The organism is Acetanaerobacterium sp. MSJ-12 (genome assembly GCF_018917875.1).
In the GTDB taxonomy this organism is placed as follows: Bacteria; Bacillota; Clostridia; order Oscillospirales; family Ruminococcaceae; genus Bittarella; species Bittarella massiliensis.
In genome coordinates this window covers 44235-62983 of sequence record NZ_JAHLPK010000011.1, presented here as the reverse complement: position 1 = coordinate 62983, position 18749 = coordinate 44235, and the positions used below count along the sequence as shown (strand labels likewise).

14 protein-coding genes, 1 tRNA gene and 1 riboswitch are annotated in these 18749 nt (G+C 63.9%); of the genes, 11 read left to right on the top strand and 4 right to left on the bottom strand.

The annotated features are described in order from the left end of the window. Positions 1–4 precede the first annotated feature (4 nt). From KQI11_RS11755 to KQI11_RS11735, 5 genes are all read left to right on the top strand, one after another. Positions 5–394, top strand: coding sequence for a thioesterase family protein (locus KQI11_RS11755; protein ID WP_216402250.1), 390 nt, complete (start codon positions 5–7; stop codon positions 392–394). A gap of 173 nt (positions 395–567) precedes the next feature. Beyond that, positions 568–1944: an MATE family efflux transporter gene (locus tag KQI11_RS11750; RefSeq protein ID WP_216402249.1), complete on the top strand. Its 1377-nt coding sequence runs from the start codon at positions 568–570 to the stop codon at positions 1942–1944. Positions 1945–2077: 133 nt separating this feature from the next. After that, positions 2078–2599: a GNAT family N-acetyltransferase gene (locus tag KQI11_RS11745; RefSeq protein WP_021658821.1), complete on the top strand. Its 522-nt coding sequence runs from the start codon at positions 2078–2080 to the stop codon at positions 2597–2599. 212 nt (positions 2600–2811) lie between these two features. Beyond that, positions 2812–3309, top strand: coding sequence for a helix-turn-helix domain-containing protein (locus KQI11_RS11740; RefSeq protein WP_059005495.1), 498 nt, complete (start codon positions 2812–2814; stop codon positions 3307–3309). Beyond that, complete coding sequence (locus KQI11_RS11735; protein ID WP_021658843.1) at positions 3306–3548, top strand: hypothetical protein; 243 nt, start codon at positions 3306–3308, stop codon at positions 3546–3548. Before KQI11_RS11740 ends, KQI11_RS11735 begins: the two co-directional genes overlap by 4 nt. A 990-nt stretch (positions 3549–4538) precedes the next feature. On the opposite strand, the gene KQI11_RS11730 is transcribed toward KQI11_RS11735, so the two are convergent. Then, positions 4539–5636 (bottom strand): DUF362 domain-containing protein, encoded by a 1098-nt coding sequence (locus KQI11_RS11730; protein ID WP_044992182.1) that lies wholly within the window; start codon positions 5634–5636, stop codon positions 4539–4541. A gap of 34 nt (positions 5637–5670) precedes the next feature. Beyond that, the gene (gene nth / locus KQI11_RS11725) at positions 5671–6354 is read right to left on the bottom strand and encodes an endonuclease III (RefSeq protein WP_021658848.1); all 684 of its coding nucleotides are present in this window, start codon (positions 6352–6354) and stop codon (positions 5671–5673) included. A 631-nt stretch (positions 6355–6985) separates the two neighbouring features. On the opposite strand from nth, the gene KQI11_RS11720 reads away from it, so the two are divergent. The 3 genes from KQI11_RS11720 (at position 6986) to KQI11_RS11710 (ending at position 10454) form a co-directional block, all read left to right on the top strand. Next, entirely contained in the window at positions 6986–7411 is a 426-nt protein-coding gene (locus tag KQI11_RS11720; protein ID WP_216402248.1) for a DUF2752 domain-containing protein, read from the top strand. 399 nt (positions 7412–7810) lie between these two features. Continuing rightward, complete coding sequence (gene glyA, locus KQI11_RS11715; protein ID WP_161213524.1) at positions 7811–9067, top strand: serine hydroxymethyltransferase; 1257 nt, start codon at positions 7811–7813, stop codon at positions 9065–9067. A gap of 103 nt (positions 9068–9170) precedes the next feature. After that, positions 9171–10454: a replication-associated recombination protein A gene (locus tag KQI11_RS11710; RefSeq protein ID WP_021658854.1), complete on the top strand. Its 1284-nt coding sequence runs from the start codon at positions 9171–9173 to the stop codon at positions 10452–10454. Between the two features lie 73 nt (positions 10455–10527). On the opposite strand, the gene KQI11_RS11705 is transcribed toward KQI11_RS11710, so the two are convergent. Next, positions 10528–11034, bottom strand: coding sequence for an MFS transporter (locus tag KQI11_RS11705; protein WP_021658855.1), 507 nt, complete (start codon positions 11032–11034; stop codon positions 10528–10530). Between the two features lie 180 nt (positions 11035–11214). After that, positions 11215–11454: riboswitch (cobalamin riboswitch) on the top strand. Between the two features lie 143 nt (positions 11455–11597). On the opposite strand from KQI11_RS11705, the gene KQI11_RS11700 reads away from it, so the two are divergent. From KQI11_RS11700 to KQI11_RS11690, 3 genes are all read left to right on the top strand, one after another. After that, positions 11598–15983, top strand: coding sequence for an immunoglobulin-like domain-containing protein (locus tag KQI11_RS11700; RefSeq protein WP_216402247.1), 4386 nt, complete (start codon positions 11598–11600; stop codon positions 15981–15983). A gap of 254 nt (positions 15984–16237) precedes the next feature. After that, complete coding sequence (locus KQI11_RS11695) at positions 16238–16798, top strand: hypothetical protein (protein WP_216402246.1); 561 nt, start codon at positions 16238–16240, stop codon at positions 16796–16798. A gap of 50 nt (positions 16799–16848) precedes the next feature. Further along, complete coding sequence (locus KQI11_RS11690) at positions 16849–18108, top strand: Ltp family lipoprotein (RefSeq protein WP_216402245.1); 1260 nt, start codon at positions 16849–16851, stop codon at positions 18106–18108. A 288-nt stretch (positions 18109–18396) separates the two neighbouring features. On the opposite strand, the gene KQI11_RS11685 is transcribed toward KQI11_RS11690, so the two are convergent. Beyond that, a tRNA-Pro gene (locus KQI11_RS11685) sits at positions 18397–18473 on the bottom strand. Positions 18474–18749 lie beyond the last annotated feature (276 nt).

Here is an 18749-nt window from a genome sequence, read left to right as displayed (position 1 = left end):
CCCAATGGAGCAGGAAAACCGCAGCTACACCGCCACCGAAGAGGTGACGCCCGAAAAGACCGCCAAAGCCGTGGGCAGCGGCGAATTGGAGGTGTACGCCACCCCCGCCATGCTGGCCTTGATGGAGAAGGCGGCAACCGCCTGCCTGGCCCCCCTGTTAAAAGAGGGCGAGACCTCGGTGGGGGCCCAAATCGGCTCGACCCACCTCTCCCCCAGCCCGCTGGGGGCCACCGTCCGGGCCACGGCTACCCTGCTGTCCTTTGACGGGCGGACCGCCCGCTTCGCCGTCACCGCCGAGGACGACTTTGGCAAGATCGGCGAGGGGGAGCACACCCGCGCCGTGGTGGGGGCCCAGCGCTTCCTCCAGCGAATGCGGGAGAAAAAGCCCCTTTAAGGGGTTCTCAAAAATAGCCGCAGGGGCCTTGTCAAGGCCTTCACCGGCGCCAAGAACCAACCGAATTGGGTGCGGCGAGCCATCGCCGTGCCCCTTTTTGGGGGTATATAGTATAACTTTGGACTAATTTTTCCGGGGCCATCCGCCTCCGGTTTTGACAGAGGAGGATTTGTTTGAAACAGTACGATTTGACCAGGGGAAGTGTGAAGGGGCACTTTATCCGCTACTTTGTGCCGACGCTGCTGAGCAACTTTTCTGTCTCGGCCTTTGCCTTTGTCGACATGTTCTATGTGGGCAAAGGGGTGGGGGCCGACGGGCTGGCGGTGCTGAGTTTGGCGCTGCCCTTTGTCATTGTGGGCGGGGTCATCTCCCTGCTGCTGGGCATCGGCGGCTGCACCATCCTGGGCATCGAGACCGGGCGGCGAAACGAGCGGGCGGGGACCGAGCTCTTCTCCCTCTGCGTGAGCTTGGGGGCGATTGCCGGGGTGCTCATCACCGCCGTGGTCATGCTCTTTTTGGACCCCATCGCCCGCTTTTCCGGCGCCAGCGAGGAGCTGCTGCCCATGGTCAAGGACTACCTGCTCCCCCTCACCGCCACCCAGGTGCTCTACATCCTCAACCAGATCATCGGCTTCTTTGTGCGGGTGGACGGGGCCCCCAACCTGGTGATGGGGGCGACCATCGCCTCCAACAGCTTCAACATCATCTTCGATTACGTCTTCATCTTCCCCATGGGGATGGGGGTCTTCGGCGCCTCTCTGGCCACCGGTCTGGCCCCGGCGGTGGGCATTGCCGTCAACCTGCTCCACTTCCGCAAGGGGCATCCCCACACCATCGCCTTCCGCCCCTCCAAGGCCATGTTCTCCTGGCTGGGGCGGGTGGCCAAAAACGGCTTTGGCTCCTGCGTGTCCGAACTGGCCTCGGCCTTCACCATCTTCTGCTTCAACAACGCCATGCTGCGGCTGGGGGGCGACCTGGCGGTCTCTGCCTACTCGGTGGTCTCCAACCTCTCCTTCGTGGTCTTTTCCATGTGCAACTCCATCGGCCTCTCGGCCCAGCCCCTGGTGGGGGTCAACTACGGCGCCGGCAAGCGGGAGCGGGTCAAGCGCTCCCTCGTCACCGCCTATGCGGTGGCGGTGGGCTTTGGACTGTTCCTCTTCGCCCTCTTCCAGCTCTTCCCCAGCCAGGTGATCGGGGTCTTTGCCAAGGCGGGGGAGGACGCCCTCATCGCCATCGGCACCCACGGGTTGCGGCTGTACAGCTTTGCCTTCCTGACCATGGCCTGTAACCTGACCACCATCGCCATCTTTCAGGGGCTCGAGTGCTCCCGCAGCGCCAACCTTCTCTCCATCTGCAAGGGGGTCGTCTTCATGCTGCTGGGCCTCTGGACCCTCTCGAGCCTGCTGGGGGTCGACGGGGTCTGGCTGACCACCCCCTCTTCCGAACTGCTGACCTTCCTGCTGTGCATCGGCCTGCTCATCTACAACCTGCGCAGCCGGTTGGCGGCCCTCCCCGAGGAGTCGGCAGAGCCGATGGTACAGGGGCAGTGACCCGTTTTCCACTGACAAAAAGCGCCCTGGACGGGACCCCGTCCGGGGCGCTTTTTTGCGTGTTGCGGGAGGGGGGCACATCCCGTATAATAAAAGGACAAACAGAGAAAGAGAAGAGGGAGGAGTGCAAGAGATGACATTTCGCAAGACAGAGGCCGCCGACCTGGACGGGGTGATGGAGATCGTCCGCCAGGCGCAGGCCTCCTTAAAGGCGCGGGGGATCGACCAGTGGCAAAACGGCTACCCCGACCGCCCCGCCATCGAGGCGGACATCGCCCGGGGCTGGTCCTATGTGCTGGCCGACGGGGAGCGGGTGCTGGGCACCACCGCCATCTCCTTTGCGGGGGAGCCCACCTACGACACCATCTCCCAGGGGAGTTGGCGGGGCGAGGGCCCCTACGCGGTGATGCACCGGGTCGCGGTGCGGGAGGATTGCAAGGGCCAGGGGCTGGCCGGCCGGCTGGTGTCGGCGGCGGCCGACCTCTGCAGGGCGCAGGGGGTGGGGCAGATCCGCATCGACACCCACCGGCAAAACGCCTCGATGCAGCGGATGCTCGAAAAAAATGGCTTTGCCTACTGCGGGATCATCTACCTGCAAGACGGCGCCGAGGCGGGGGCCGAGCGCCTCTGCTTTGACAAGCTGCTGGAGGTGTGATACAACCAGCAGTAGAGAGATGGACGCCGGTTGAGGGAAAACCGGCAAAATCCAACTCACGGTTGTGAAAAACCGGGGAAAAGCGGGCAAAATGCAACCAGCGCTCTCCCTTCGCTCAACGGCAAGTCCCTTCCGACGGGGGGCCATTTCCGGCATACTGGTACCAGGCCCCAAAGGGAGCCGCCTACATCACCGAAAGGGAGAAATGAAAAATGGAAGAGAATCAGATCGGCAGACAGATCGCGGAAAACCGGCGGGCCAAGGGGCTCACCCAGGAACAGCTGGCGGAGGAGTTTGGGGTTTCGCCCCAGGCGGTCTCCAAGTGGGAGAACGGCGCCTCCTGTCCCGACATCCTCATCCTCCCCCAACTCGCCGACTTCTTCGGCATCACCGTGGACGAACTGCTACGGGGCCCCCGGGGGGAAGAGGTGCGGCTGCTGCCGCCGGAGGAGCGGAAGAACGCGGACGAGATGCTCATCAAGATCATCGTCGACAGCGACGAGGGGGATCGGGTGCGGATCAAGCTGCCCCTCTCGCTGGTGCGCATCGGCCTGCAAATCGGACTGCAGATCCCCCAGGTGGGGGAGAACCCCGCCCTCAAGGACCTGGACTTCGACAAGATCTTTGATTTGGTGGAGCAGGGGGTCATCGGCCGCCTGGTAGAGGTCGACACCGCCAAGGGCGAACACGTGGAGATCGTGGTGGAATGAATATTCGCATCCGGGAGGGGGGCGTTCGCCTTCGCCTCCCCATCCCCAACCGCTTGGCCTTCAGCGGGCTCTCGGCCAGGGTTTTCGCCCGCGCGGCAAAAGACCGGGGCATCGAGCTGACGGCCGCGCAGATCCTGACCCTCTTTCAGGCCATCCGCCGCTACCGCAAAGCCCATCCGGGCTTCACCTTGGTGGAGGTGCGCACCAAAGACGGCGGCGTGGTGGAAATCAAACTGTGAAAAAGCTCTTGTGGGGCCGATGGTCAAAGGACCGCCGGCCCCCTTTTTCTGCCGGGGCGGGAGGGGAAAAGCGCGCCCCTTTGCCCTACACTCCAAAAGCGATGAAAGGGGATAGGAGAGGGGGGCGGCTGGTGAGGGTCAATTTTGACAGGGCTTTTTCCGACCGCGCCCACCTGTAGGGGAGAAAAGGGAATCCCTTTTCGGCCCTGCCCTCTTTTGCCCTTCTACATTGCCATATATGGCTGGAAGAAGGGATAACCCCAGGTGACGGGGTTGACGGCGGATCAAAAAGGCCCCACCGCCCCTGCCAGCGGGGCCTTCGGCCGGGAAGGAGAAGTTCTGCGGGACAGGCAGGGGAAAGCCCCGCCAACGCCCCGACGGGTTGTGGGGGGATTTTTGGAGGCTGCAATACGCGGCTGTGCGACCCGCCATTCCCCATGCGGCCGCGCTTTTAAGCGTCGCCCCGCGAGGGGATGTTTTTTTGACGATATTGTCGCAAGTGCTTGCTGTGATTGTTCACTCCACGTCCGGCGGGATGTTCCCCCTCCCTAGAGTGCACCCACCTTGCGTTGTACCGGCAGGGGCAGGGGCAGGGGCAGATGCGGCCCGCCTGGATGCCCCCCTTTGCGGCGGCGCGCCGCTGGCCCAAACGAGGGGGGAGGAAGCCGGTTGCCCCCGACCGATTGGCCCCCACTTCGAGCAGAAGGGGGCTGTGCCCTTGAAGCCCGGCCCGAACCAATCAACGTCTATTTTGGGGCGGACAAGAGGGGGAGGCAAGGGGAACGCCTTGCGGGGATCGCCCTCGGCGATGGCCCTGTTGCTGGGGCCAAAAGGCGGCCTGCCGGGCGCACCCGCACAGGGGATGGAGCAAAGGGCGAAAATATTTGGGGTGAAAAGAGGGCGCAAAAAGGCGGGGCCGGAAGGAGGATCCCTTCCGGCCCCGCTTTCTTTGGTGGACGGTTTTTCGCGCTGAAAGCCCGCCGGGCGGGCCTAGATTTCAACCAGTTCGTATTCGGTGCTGCCCAGGCCGATCTTCTCGGCGTGCAGCAGGGTGCCCTTCCAGTCGGTGGTGGGGTGGGCGGCGCAGAAGTGGTCGCCGTCCTCCCTGCCGTCCAGGTGGCTGCCGGGGAGGGCGGGCTGGCGGTTGGCCATGTCGGTGCAGGCCATGTCCAGCGCCACCGGGTCGAAGGAGGCGAACATCCCCACGTCGGGGATGATGGCCGCGTCGTTTTCAGCGTGGCAATCGCAGAAGGGGGAGACGTCGATCACCAGGCTGATGTGGAAGTGGGGCCGCCCCTGAAGCACCGCCAGGGAGTACTCGGCGATCTTGCAGTCGAGGATCTCGTTGGCCTCGTCCGACGCGGGCTGCACCGCGTCCGCCGGGCAGACGCCGATGCAGCGCCCGCAGCCCACGCAGCGGCTGTGGTCGATGCGGGCCTTTTTCTCCACAAAGGAGATGGCGCCGTGGGCGCAGTTCTTGCGGCAGCTGCCGCAGCTGATGCAGCGCTCCTCCTCCACATAGGGTTTGCCGCTGGAGTGCATCTCCATCTTCCCGGCGCGGGAGCCGCAGCCCATGCCGATGTTCTTGAGCGCCCCGCCGATGCCGGTGGCCTCGTGGCACTTGAAGTGGGTCAGGGAGATGACCACGTCGGCGTCCATCACCGCCTGACCGATCTTGGCCTCGCGCACATACTCCCCGTCGATGGGCACCAGGGCCTCGTCGGTCCCTTTGAGACCGTCGGCGATGATCACGTGGCAGCCGGTGGAAAAGGGGCTGTACCCGTTTTCATAGGCGGCGTCCAGGTGGTCCAGGGCGTTTTTGCGCCGCCCCACATAGAGGGTGTTGCAGTCGGTCAAGAAGGGGCGTCCCCCCAGCTTTTTGACCAGGTCGGCCACCACCTTGGCGTAGTTGGGCCGCAAAAACGCCAGATTTCCCGGTTCGCCGAAGTGGATCTTGATGGCGGCGTACTTGTTGTGAAAGTCGATGCGCTCCATCCCCGCCTCCCGGCAGAGGCGCTCCAGCTTCTGCAGCAGGTTTTCCTCCAGGGTGGTGCGCATGTTGGTGAAATACACTTTTGAAGGGGCCATGCTCTCTCTCCTCTCGTCTCTCTCCACTTGTTCCTCAGACCGCCGGTGCGGCCGCCTTTTTGGCGGCAGGCTTCTTGGCGGGCTTTTTCTCTACGTCGGTCTTTTTGCAGATGTCTGCCAGGGGGCAGCCCTCGCACTTGGGGCTGCGGGCGTTGCAGACGTCCCGCCCGAAGTTGACCAGCCGGTGGCAGAAGTTGTTGGACTCCTCCGGGGGGATGATCTTGCGCAGGGCCATCTCCACCTTCACCGGCTCTTTGCGCTCCGTCAGGCCGATGCGGTAGGACAGGCGGATGCAGTGGGTGTCGGTGACGATGGCCGGTTTGCCGAACACGTCCCCCACGATCAAGTTGGCGGTCTTGCGCCCCACCCCGGGCAGCTTGAGCAGCTCCTCCAAGCTGTCGGGCACCTGGGAGTCGTACTGGTCGATGAGCATCCCGCAGAGGCTGACGATGTCCCGCGCCTTGGTCTTGCCCAGCCCACAGGGGCGGACGATGGCCTCCACGTCCTTGGGGTCGGCGTCGGCCAGGGACTCCAGGGTGGGGAAGCGCTCGAATAAAATGGGCGTGATCTGGTTTACCCGCGCGTCGGTGCACTGGGCCGCCAGCCGCACCGCGATGAGCAGCCGGTAGGGCTGGTCGTATTCCAGGGTGCAGTCGGACATGGGGTAGATCTCCTTCAGCCGCCGCACCGCCTCTAAGGCGCGCTCTTTTTTGGTCATGAAACACCCTCCTCACAGGGCGGAAAAAGCCGCCGGAAAACGGCCTCTATCCCGCAAATTAGACAAAAATAGTGTACCATACCGCCCGGTGTTGCGCAAGACGGCGGGGGCGGATTTGCAGATTTTATCTGTCGTAAAATGGGGTGCGCCCCAACCGGCGGTTGGAGAGGGTCGCGAGCGCAGCTCCCCAAAGCTGTGCCGACCCCCCGTTTCGAGGCTGGCCGGGTTTGGCATTATAAGGGCGTTCGATTTCCCCGCTACGAGTTGGGCGTTTGCACAGGCGGCGGTAAAAAAATGCGGCCCGCGGCAGGGGGCGGCGTGCCCCCCCTTTTGCGGCTCTGCCGCCGGGGAAGTGGGACAGACCTGACAGGCAGGAGCGCTGTTGCATCGGGAAATTTTGAAATGGAAGAACCGTTCGGAGCACAGTTGAAAGGATACTTTATCCACCCACAGTTGGCAGAGAAAAGCCCTGCCGCCCGGTAAGCAGCCGGGTCCCTCGCCGATTTTTGCCCTGCTGGAAACCCGCCGCGCCCCTTTGCCAGCGGGGCCGTTTCATGGTAAAATAAAAAAATCGGCCGCCCGCTGCTCTGTGCTGGGCGGCCCGGAAAAACGAAGGAGAGGAGGTCTGTCCGTGAACCGTGTCCCATCCGCCCTCCGCCCCAAAAACCGCTGGCTGGTCTGGCTCATCGTCGCCCTCTTTGCGGTGGAGGTGGTGCTGATCCTCACCGGCCACTACCAGTGCCCCTTCTATGCGATCACCGGGGTGCCCTGCCCCGGCTGTGGCCTCACCCGCGCCGGGATCTGCCTGTTGCAGCTGGACTTTGCCGGTGCCTTCGCCCTCAACCCGGCCATCTATCTGGTGGCCCTGACGGCGGGGTTTGCCCTGCTCTCCCTTCTCCTCAAAAAGACCTGGCACACCCAGGTCTGGCCCTACGGGGTGATGATGGTGGGGGTGCTGCTGATCTACGTGGTGCGCATGGCCCTCTATTTTCCCCACACCTACCCCCTGGTCTGGAACGAGAGCGCCCCCCTCTTTCAAATGCTCGTCGGCCGCTAGGGCCCCCGCGGCACCTGTTGTCCCGCCCTTTCGCTTCCCCGGTGAAAGGGGGTGGAAAGCGCAGCCGGACGGCAGAAGGGGGCCCCATCAGGCGGCTGTGGCCGCGCCGGTCTGTGCGCCGTGGCGATGGCACGGGCGTAGGGGACATCCTCTGCCTGTCTGTGCGGTTTTGCCGGCCCCGCCCCTTCCCTTTGCGGCCGTGCGCCCTCACTCTGCGGGGGGACGGCGGATGGGGCGGGGGCGGTTCTGGCCGCATCCGCCCCACTTTGGGCAAACGGCGCCCGGTGAGAGGCCCGGCGGTCTGTGCGCCGCCTTGTGCTTTTGGGGAAATCGGGGTATACTGGTTGATAATGCGGCCGCGGCCCCGGTTTGCGGCTTGGAAAATAGGAGGGAAGAACTATGTTTGCAGATATGATGGACACCATCGGCTTTGTGGGAAAGACCGATCCCGAGCTGGCCAAGGCCATGGGGCTGGAGCTGGCCCGCCAGCGCCGCAATTTGGAGCTGATCGCCTCCGAGAACATCGTCTCGCCGGCGGTGATGGCCGCCATGGGGAGCATCCTCACCAACAAGTACGCCGAGGGCTACCCCGGCAAGCGCTACTACGGCGGCTGCGAGTACATCGACATGGTGGAGACCCTGGCCATCGACCGGGCCAAGGCGCTCTTTGACTGCCAGTGGGCCAACGTACAGCCCCACTCGGGCGCCCAGGCCAACATGGCCGTCTACTTCGCCCTCCTCGCCCCCGGCGACAAGGTGCTGGGGATGTCCCTGGCCGACGGCGGGCACCTGACCCACGGCAGCCCGGTGAACATGTCGGGAAAATACTTTCAGTTTGCCTCCTACGGGGTCACCCGCGAGGACGAGCAGATCGACTACGACGCCCTGCGCGCCCAGGCGCTGGAGTGGCGGCCCAAACTGATCGTGGCCGGGGCCAGCGCCTACCCCCGCACCATCGACTTTGAGACCCTTGCGGGGATCGCCAAGGAGTGCGGCGCCCTGCTGATGGTGGACATGGCCCACATCGCCGGGCTGGTGGCCGCCGGGGAGCACCCCTCCCCCCTGCCCTGGGCCGACGTGGTCACCACCACCACCCACAAGACCCTGCGGGGTCCCCGGGGCGGCCTCATCCTCTCCAACGACCCCGAGTTGGGCAAAAAAATCGACAAGGCCATCTTCCCCGGCACCCAGGGCGGCCCGCTGGAACACATCATCGCCGCCAAGGCCGTCTGCTTTGGCGAGGCGCTGCAGCCCGCCTTCAAGGACTACCAGCGCCAGGTGGTGAAAAACGCCGCCGCCCTGGCCGCCGGCCTCACCGAGCGGGGATTCCGCCTGGTCTCCGGCGGCACTGACAACCACCTGGTGCTGGTGGACCTGCAGAACTTCGACCTCACCGGCAAGGAGTTTGAGCGCCGGCTGGACGAGGTCTACATCACCGTCAACAAAAACGCCATCCCCTTTGACCCCAAGAGCACCTTTGTCACCAGCGGCATCCGCGCCGGCAGCCCGGCGGTCACCACCCGCGGCCTCAAGGAAGCGGACATGACCGAGATCGCCGAGCTCATCTACCTGGCCGCCGCCGACTTTGCGGGCCAGGCCGACGCCATCCGCCAGCGGGTGGGGGCCCTGTGCGAAAAATATCCCCTCTACCTCTAAAAAACAGGGGAGACTGTGTTACAATAGCAGATGGGCCGGCGGGGAGAAGCCCGCCGGCCCATCTGTTTTGACTTCACTTTGCAAAAAACAGGAGGAGACCGCCATGCCCTTGGCCGACCGCATTCGCCCCCAGACCCTCGACGAGGTGGTGGGCCAGCAACACCTGCTGGCCCCCGGCTCGGTCTTTCGCAACATCGCCGACTCGGGGCAGATCCCCAACATGATCTTTTACGGCCCTTCGGGGGTGGGGAAGACCACCGTGGCCCGCATCGTGGCCAAGCAGGCGGGGAAGGAACTCCACCGCCTCAACGGCACCACCGCCTCCACCGCCGACATCAAGCAGATCATCGCCGAGCTGGACACCTTCTCCGGCGCGGGGGGGATTCTCCTCTACCTGGACGAGATCCAGTACCTGAACAAAAAGCAACAGCAGACCCTGCTGGAATTTTTGGAGGACGGCTCCATCACCCTCATCGCCTCCACAACCGAAAACCCCTATTTTTACGTCTACAACGCCATTCTCAGCCGCTCCACCATCTTCGAGTTCCGGCCGGTGGAGCCACAGGAGGTCAAGCGGGCGGTGCTGCGCGCCTTTGAGAAGATGGCGGGGGAGATGGGCTACCCCATCCACTGCCCCGACGAGGTGGCCGACTACATCGCCCAGAGCTGCGGGGGGGATGTGCGCAAGTCCCTCAACGCGGTGGAGCTGTGCTGCAACGGCACCGGCTTTGACGAGGGCGGGGAGGAAAAGACCATCACCCTGGAGCGGGCGATGCAGGTGGCCCAGCGCTCGGCCATGCGCTACGACCGGGACGGCGACGCCCACTACGACGTGATGAGCGCTCTGCAAAAGTCGATCCGCGGGTCCGACCCGGACGCGGCCGTCCACTACCTGGCCCGGCTGCTGGCGGCGGGGGACCTGCCCTCGGCCTGCCGGCGGCTGCTGGTGATCGCCAGCGAGGACGTGGGTCTGGCCTACCCCCAGTGTGTGGCCATCGTCAAGGCCTGCGTCGACAGCGCCCTGCAACTGGGGCTGCCCGAGGGGCGCATCCCCCTGGCCCAGGCCGCCATCCTCATGGCCACCGCCCCCAAATCCAACTCGGCCAACCTGGCCATCGCCGCCGCCATGGCCGACGTGGAGGCGGGCCGCTACTCCGACGTGCCCGCCTCCATCAAAGACGCCCACTACGGCGGGGCGGCCAAGATGGGCCGCGGGCTCAGCTACCGCCTGCCCCACGACTACCCCGACCACTATGTGGCCCAGCAGTACCTGCCCGACAGCCTGCGCGGCCGGGTCTACTACCAGTACGGCCCCAACAAGACCGAGCAGGCCGCCAAGGCCTACTGGGACGGGATCAAGGCCCGCCACAAGGAGGGGGAGAAGTAGCCCCTTTCCAGCAAAAAAGCCGCCCCCGCCGCAACGCGCGGCGGGGGCGGCTTTTGGCTGCCGAAAAACGGGGTCATTCCTGGGGATCTTCGCCCTTTTGGCGGGCCTCTTCCTCGGCCTTGAGGCGGGCTTTCTCCTCGGCGTCCCGGCGGCGGGCCTCCTCCTTCTCGGCCTTGAGGGCGGCCACCGCAGCGTTGGCCTCTTCCGAACCGGCGATCATCACCTTGCCGTCGATGTAGACGATCTCACCCTCCTCGACCTGGCTGTACCCCTCGTAGTCAAAGTCGTCGGGTTCCTCCCGCTCCTCCTCGGGGAGGATGTCCAGGTCGTCGTAGGTGATGGCGGCCTGCCGGCGGCGGGCCTCCCGCTCCTGCTGGGCCCGCTCGGCCTTCTCCTCCTTGCGCTCCCGGTGGGTCTGGATGGAGTACCAGACCATGGCCACAAAGAAGAGCAGCAGCAGCACGCTGAAGGCCAGGAAGATCCACTGCCAACTGCCCCACTGGGCCAGCGGGGTGCGCACCAAAAAGAGGACGCAGGAGATCAAAATGAAGAGGATGGCTATTGCAACAAAAATTCCCATGGGGGAGATCGCTCCTTTTTCGTTTCAAGTCGGCGCCCCTTGTTCGCCGGGATCGATATTTTTTATCATACCATGAAACCGGCCGCAAAACAAGGAAGGCCGTCGATTTTGCGGGGAGGCCGCCCCCTGCCGAAAGGGGGAAAAATCGCTTGGTCAGGCATTGACAATTCCAAAAAATGCCTGTATCATAGGGGTGTCGGTACAGCCTTTTGGCTGTGGAGGCGGCGGGCAAAAGCCCTGCCGCCGGACGGGGAATGCGGTGCAAATCCGCAGCAGCTCACTCTACTGTGAGAGGGGACGAACCCCGCAACCACTGGCGCGCGTTCTGGGCGCGCGCTGGGAAGGGCGGGGGGAGGAGTGGCGGCCAACAGGCCGCCCGCAGCCTCAAGTCAGGATATCCGCCGGCGCATTGGAACCTATCTTTCGGTGAGGAAAAGACGGTACAATAGTGCGCGGGGGCATGTCCTGGCCCCCCAATCATGTTTGTACGCTCTTTGGGGCCCGCCGAGTTTCGGCGGGCCCTTTCCTTTTTCCCCCGAAGGGAACAAAAAAGGAGAGAGACAATGACAAAACGACTGACAAGCTTGGTCCTGGCGCTCTGCCTGGCGCTGGGCGCCCTGCTGACCCCGGCCTATGCCGCGGCCGGCGCCCCTCGGGGCGGCGCCGGGATTAGCACCACCCTGCGGGTCGAGGGGTACGGCTTTACGGCGGTTGAGCCGACGGCCGTCACCCTGCCCGACACCTACAAATCCCTGCCCGAATACGGCCTCACGGCCTGGGCGGACAAGGACCCCGGTTTTTACACCCCCCTGCACCTGCTGGCGCAGTACTGCGTGGACAACGGCCTGAACCCGGCGGACGTTATCGACGCCACTCCCGGCTTTTTGCAGGACTTTTTGGACACCAACGCCGACGCCCCGACCGATGTCTATTTCATGTACATGGTCAACGACGCCTATCCCGCAAAGGACGGCACCGGCTACCTCATCGACGGCTGCCCCCTGGCAAATGGCGACGAGGTCACCCTATACGACCTCTGGTACAGTGCATACGCCGGCAGCCTCTACACCTATTTTGCCGGTGATAGCCTGACGGCCAACACCGGCGAACCCGTCTCGGTCACCCTCATGGGCACCGCGGGGATGAATGCCGCCGCGGCGTCGCCGGTCAAGGGGGCCACCATCCTCGCCTCTAAAGACGGCGGGGCAGAGGCCGAGGTGGGCACCACCGACGAAAACGGCGTCGCCTCCCTCACCTTTGACGAGGCGGGCCTGTACACCCTCTCCGCTGTCCGCAAGAGCAGTTGGTACGACAGCAAGGGGAATCCGGCTATCGACATCAGCCGCCCCTATGCCGAGCTGACGGTCACCGAGGTGACCTACACCGACGCTGAGGCGGTGGCCAAGGCCAAAGGCGAGCTGGATCTGGGCGACCTCTCGGCGGTGAAGGGCGATTTGACCCTGCCCACCGCCGGCAGCGCCGGGACCAGCATCGCCTGGCAGAGCGACAATCAAGCGGTTCTCGGCGACAACGGCAAGCTCACCCGCCCCACCGACGGGGTGGATGTGACCCTCACCCTTACCGCCACCATCTCCCGCGGCAACGCGAGCGACACCAAGGTCTTTTCGGTCACCGTCAAGGCCGTCACCGCCGACGAGGTGCGCGCCGAGATCCAGGCCGCGGTGGACGGGGTGAGCCTCTCCGCGACCACCGGCCTCTATGTGCGGGAGACCGATTGGGACAGCGATTACAACGACGTGCCGGTGGACAATATTGAGACCACCTGGCAGTTGCGGATGGACCGCACCGACATTTTGGTCGAGGTGGTCTCCAGCGGCAACGCCAACATCTCCGCTGCGGCGGGCGATGAAAATGGGAAGGTCACCTTCACCGACGAAAAGGTGCAGGGAGAGGTCACCTTCCGCTTCTCCAAGGCGAGTGTCCCCGGCGTCTTTTGCGAAAAGACCGTTCTGGTCACCGTGCCGGCGCACACAAAGACCACCCAGGAGCAGATCGACGGCGCCGCCGCCCTCTTTGGCGGGGCGGACGGATTTGCCCTCATCGGCCTGGACAATGCCGACGCCGACCACGTGGTGGGCCCGCTGAAACTGCAAAAGACCCTCTCCTCCTATGGGGTGAGCGGGTATAGCGACGTCGCGCTGAAGTGGGCGAGTGACAACACCGCTGTTATCGATCCGCCCTCCTACGGCTCCAGCTCGGTGAAGGTCAACCGGCCCGCCTACGGCGAGCTCGACGCCACCGTCAAGCTGACCCTCACCATCGACAAGGACAGTTACACCTCCGGCTCGGTCACCAAGCGGACGGTGGAGATTCCCCTCACGGTCCCCGCCGTCACCCAGCAGGAGCACGACGCCGCCCAGACGGCCGTCGATGCGGCGCTGGCGGGGGTCACCCTCGACGGCTTTACCGAGATGAGCAGCCTGGGGCTGACCGAAATCGACCCCCAGGCGCTGGAATTCGACATTCAGCTCAAGGATGTCAGCGACCTGATCAAGGCGGGGGTGATCGCCGACACCCCCGAGAACAGGGCCATGAGTTACCAGTGGTCCACCGACAGCGCGGCGGCGGATGGGACCAACTACCTCACCGCCAGCTATCTGCGCTGCAATGTCTACCGCAGCGTCGGCGCGCCCGACACCCAGACCAACCTCAAATTGACCCTCACCTACCAGGGGGTCAGCGCCACCAAGACCTTCCCGGTCACCATCAAGGGGATCACCCAGGCCGAGGTGGACGTCGCCAACGCCGAGATGAAGGCCTATGAGGACGCCCTCTTTGACGGCATCAAGGGCGCAAACGAGAGCCCTGACTTCATCACCCACAACCTGGGGTGGGACCGGGCAAACGGCCACGTCTCCTTCTACCGGATGCACAGGGAGGGCGACGCCTTTGTCTACACCCTGAAAAACAGCTCCTGCCCCGGCAACGTGGGGGTGGAGCTGGGCAGCTGGAGCGCCTCTCCCTACGGCTACATCGGCACCACCACCGGTGGTTACGGCGGCTCCAACCTCTTTGAGCTGCTCAAGCGGCCCGACTTTGGCGAGCCCGACGCGCAGGTCACCCTCTCCACCCCTCTGAAGAGCCTGCGCTATGAGAAGGTGAAGAACGCCGACGGCACAGCGGCCGTCCCCGGCATCACCGCCCAGGTCGCGCTGACCATCCCCGCCTTTACCAACGAGGTTGCCGCCCTCTCGGTCGAGGGGCTCGACATCGCGTTGCAGCCGGGGGAGAGCAGCTACACCATCCCGGTGGACGAGGCCAAGGACGAGGTGACCCTCACCCTGAATGTCAAGGACCCCGCCGCCGTCGTCACCGTAAACGGCAAAGAGGTGGGGGCGCAGGCGGTCTCCCTGGCCGCCGAGACCAAGGGAAACCCGGTGCGCGTCACCATCCCCCTGACGGGGGAGGAGACCCCGGTCGTCCTCGCCGTCACCGTGCAGGGGCAGACCAACACCCTCGATCTGGTCCTCAAACGTACCCCGGTGCCCGGCCCGGTTCAGCCCGCTCTCCCCTCCGCCTGGCCGATGCACCAGGGGGATGTCGGCAACAACGCCGTCCTCCCCTCCCTCAAGCCCGCGGGCAGCAGCTCGCTGCTCTGGCAGCAGACCTGCACCGCGGTCGACCCCCTCTGGGGCGGCGGCTATGCCGGTTCCCCCATCCTGGTGGACGGCAAGTTGGCCCTGGTGCGGGACAACCAGGTGCAGCTGCTAAACGCCTCCACCGGCGAGGTGGAGAAGGCGGCGGCCCTGGCGGCCCCGAACGGCTACTACGCCTATCTCGCCTACGGCGAGGGCAAACTCTTTGTCCCCCTGGGGGACGGGCGGGTACAGGTCTTTAGCGCCTCTACCCTCGAATCCCTCTTTTTGACCGAGGGCGTCAGCGGGATGCAGACGCTCTCCACCATCACCTACCGCGACGGCGTCTTCTACACCGGCTTTACCAACGGCTCTTCCGGCAGCCGGTTGAAGGGGTACTTTGCCGCCTTCTCGGCGGCGGATACCGACGGCCGCCGCAGCGATGAGGAGGTGGCCCCCCTCTGGACCTACGGCGTGGACAGCCCCGGCTACTACGGGGCGGGAGCCGCCATGGTGGGCGACTTCATCGTCTTTGCCGGGGACGACGGCGTGCTGGTCTCGGCCGACGCCAAGACCGGTGCCGTCAAGGGGACCCTCGACCTGGGCGGCGGGGTGCGCAGCGCCATTGTCCAGTCGGGCGGGGCCCTCTACTGTGCCACCAAAGACGGCCAGCTCTGCCGCGTCACCCTGAGCGAGGGCGGCGTCCCCACCCTCTCGGCCAAGGCCGCCCTCCCCGCCGGCACCAATGCCAGCCCGGTGGTGGCGGAGGGCAAGGTGTTTGTGGCCGGCGGGACCTTCGCCGACGGCTACCTGGCGGTGTTTGACAGCGCCACCCTGGCCCCCGTCACCCAACTGGCCCTGGCGGCCGCAGGCAACACCCCCACCCTCACCGTTGACGGGGAAGAGGTGAGTGCCTGGTTCACCCAAAACGCCAACCCGGGCGCCCTCTACCGGGCGACCCTCAAAGATGGGCAGCTGACCCTCGCCACCGTCTACACCCCCCAGGAGGGGAGCCAGAACTACTGCCTCTCCAATGTGGTCATCGACGGGGCCAGCGGCGTCGCCTACTACGGCAACGACTCGGGCGCCCTCTTTGCCGTCAAGGCCTTGGTTGCCGCCGGCACAGAGGAGCCTGACCCCATCCCCAAGCCCGATCCCACGCCTACCCCCGACCCTGCCCCCGATCCCGCGCCTACCCCCGACGGGGGAGAGCCGGACGGCGGCAGTCCCACCACCGGCGAGAAGGGGGTTGGGATGGTCCTCCTCCTGGCAGCCCTGGCTGCCGGCCTGGGAGGGCTCACCCTTCTTCCCCGCCGCAACCGCAGAACAGACAGCTCCCCCTCCTCCCGGTGACGGGAAAGGGATGACGGCCCCAATGTAAAAGTAAGGGGCGCCGTGTCGTTTGCGGCTGTCTGCGCCCCCTAATAGAGAACAGGGCCCGCATCATGTGCGGGCCCTGTTTTTTTAAAAGGGGAGGGCGAGAATGGGGGCTTTGGGCCGCCGGGCAATCTGCACAACCTGTGTGTCGAATTTTCTCCTTTTTTGTCGTTTGGGATGTGTTATAATGGGCAAAACGGGCCGTCGACGGCCCGCAAGGAGGAGTTTGTATGAAAAGGTGTTTGGCAGTCGTCATGGCGCTGTGTCTGGCCCTGCAGCTGACGGGGTGCGGCAAGGGGAAGCCCCAGAAGGGCGGGGAGAGCGCGTCGAAGGTGGCGATGAAGACGGTGTCCCTGCAGGGCATCACCTACCAGGTCCCTGAGGAGTGGGCGCAGCAGGCGGGGGAGACAGGCTACTGGCACTACCCCTCTTCCGACAAGACGGCGGGGCTGCTCAACGTCAACTATATGGAGGCGGACCTCTCGGTCGCCGCCAGCGAAAATGCCCTCAAATTGGGGTACGAGCTGGCCTTTCAGGGGGTCCAGGGCAGCGCGGACAATTTTCGACTGGACAAAAAGGAGTATGTAGATTTGGCGGGCAAATTGGCCATGAAAGTCACCTACACCCAGACCATTGGCGGGCGGGGACCCTACACCACCGTGGTCTACCTGTTGGCCGATGTGGACAGCGACATCATGTACTTTCTGATTTTCATCATGAACGACGAGCTGGCCAAGACCATGAAGCCAGCCATCGAACCCATTGTCAACAGCGTGCAGTTTCACAGGTGAGAAACCGGGCGGTCAGGTGGGCCTGCAGATGATTGTTTGGAGGCGTTGATATGAAGAGAGCGGTTGGGACCATCCTCGCGCTGGCCCTGTGTCTGCAGCTGACGGGCTGCAAAACGATCCTCAAGAGGGAAGAGGGCGAAAAAGAGAGCACTGTCCCCCAGCTGGAGAGCGTACAGCTGGAGAGGCTTTCCTATAAAGTGCCCGCCGAATGGCGGAGGGTAAAGGACGACACGAGGTGCTACCACTACCCCACCCAGGAGAATAAGGCGGGCTATTTCTTCCTCTTTTACTCCGACCGAGATGTCTCCTCTGCCGCCGACACCGAGGCACTCTATGGGGTGTATGACGCGGTCTTGGAGGGAATGGAAAAGGGAGCGGTCGACTTTCACCTGAACAAAAAAGAGCGGGTCAAGCTGGCGGGGGTGGAGGCGCTGAAGGTCAATTACACCGAGCGGGTTGACCCCTACGGGGTCTACACCATAGAGGCGTATATCTTCGCCGGCCCGGACAAAGAGGCCATGTATTTTGCCATCTTCACCATGGGCGACGCCCTCAAAGAGGAGATGAGCGCCCAGATCACCCCCATCACCGACAGCTTTCATTTCAGCAGCCGAGGAATCGGCTGGGGGCAGGTATCCGGTGGCGGGGAAAGCGGCGGATCGTCAAAGCCCTCTTCCAGCGCCGCGGCGGGCGGCGGTACGGCCGGCAGCTCTCAGGGAACTGCCGGCAATCAGGGCGGGGGCAGCCATGCCGGCGCGAGCAGTTCTGGCCAAAGCGGCTCGACCCAGAGCGGTGCGGGGCAGAGCAGCTCAAAACCCGGCAGCAACAGCGCTCAGAGCAGCGCTTCTCAGAGCGGTGGAAACAGCGCCTCCTCCGGCGCGACGGCAGGGCAGAAAAACGCCCTTAGCACAGCCAAGTCATACCTGAGCATCTCTGACTTTTCACACAAGGGTCTGGTGGAACAGCTGGAATACGAGGGGTTCTCCCATGAAGAGGCTGTCTATGGAGCCGACCACTGTGGAGCAAACTGGAATGCACAGGCGCTGAAGGGGGCCAAGTCCTATCTGGAAGTCGCTGCCTTCTCCCAAAAAGGGCTGGCACAACAGCTGCAGTATGACGGGTACACCGGCGAACAGGCCGCCTACGGAGCGGCTAACTGCGGGGCCAACTGGAACGAGCAGGCCGCCAAGTCGGCCAAGTCTTATCTGGAGATCTCCCCCCATTCCCGTCAGGGGCTGATCGATCAGTTGAAATACGAGGGATTCACAGAGGAGCAGGCGGTCTATGGGGTAAGTGCCGTCGGGCTGTAAATAGAAAAAGCGGGTCCGTCGTGAGACGGGCCCGCTTTTTTGACCGAAGGTGCGCCGGACAGCCGAGAGAAAAAGGTTGTGACTGTCACTGGGAGGCTTGTAACTGCTGTCCACATACGGTGTTGCCGTGGTGGAAATCGCAAAAATAAATGATGAGATGTACAGATAGAATTTTTAACGCCGACTTTGGCATTGGAAGGAACCCGATGTAGCGGTTTTCCCAAAGGTCGGTTCAAACCATCCCTTCAGAAAACACAAAAAAGGTGAATCGATTCAATCGATTCACCTTGGTCCGAGTGACAGGAGTCGAACCTGCGGCCTCTTGAACCCCATTCAAGCGCGCTACCAAACTGCGCTACACCCGGAACTGCCCTACTAATATAGCATATTCAATTTTGAATTGCAAGGGGGTTTTTTCAAAAAAACCGTCTCTTTTTGCTTGCCCCCTCAAAAAGGGGATGGCCATGCCATTTTCCGCTCAAAAATGTATTTTACAAGAGCAGAGGGCTGAATTTGTTGACAAAGTGTTACAAAGCACGTATAGTGTAGGGGTATCTCATTCATGCAGGCACATGTGCATGGCAGCGTATGCCCACAGAAACCGGGGCAATCCGGTAAAAACCTTTTGCGGGGTGGAGTCA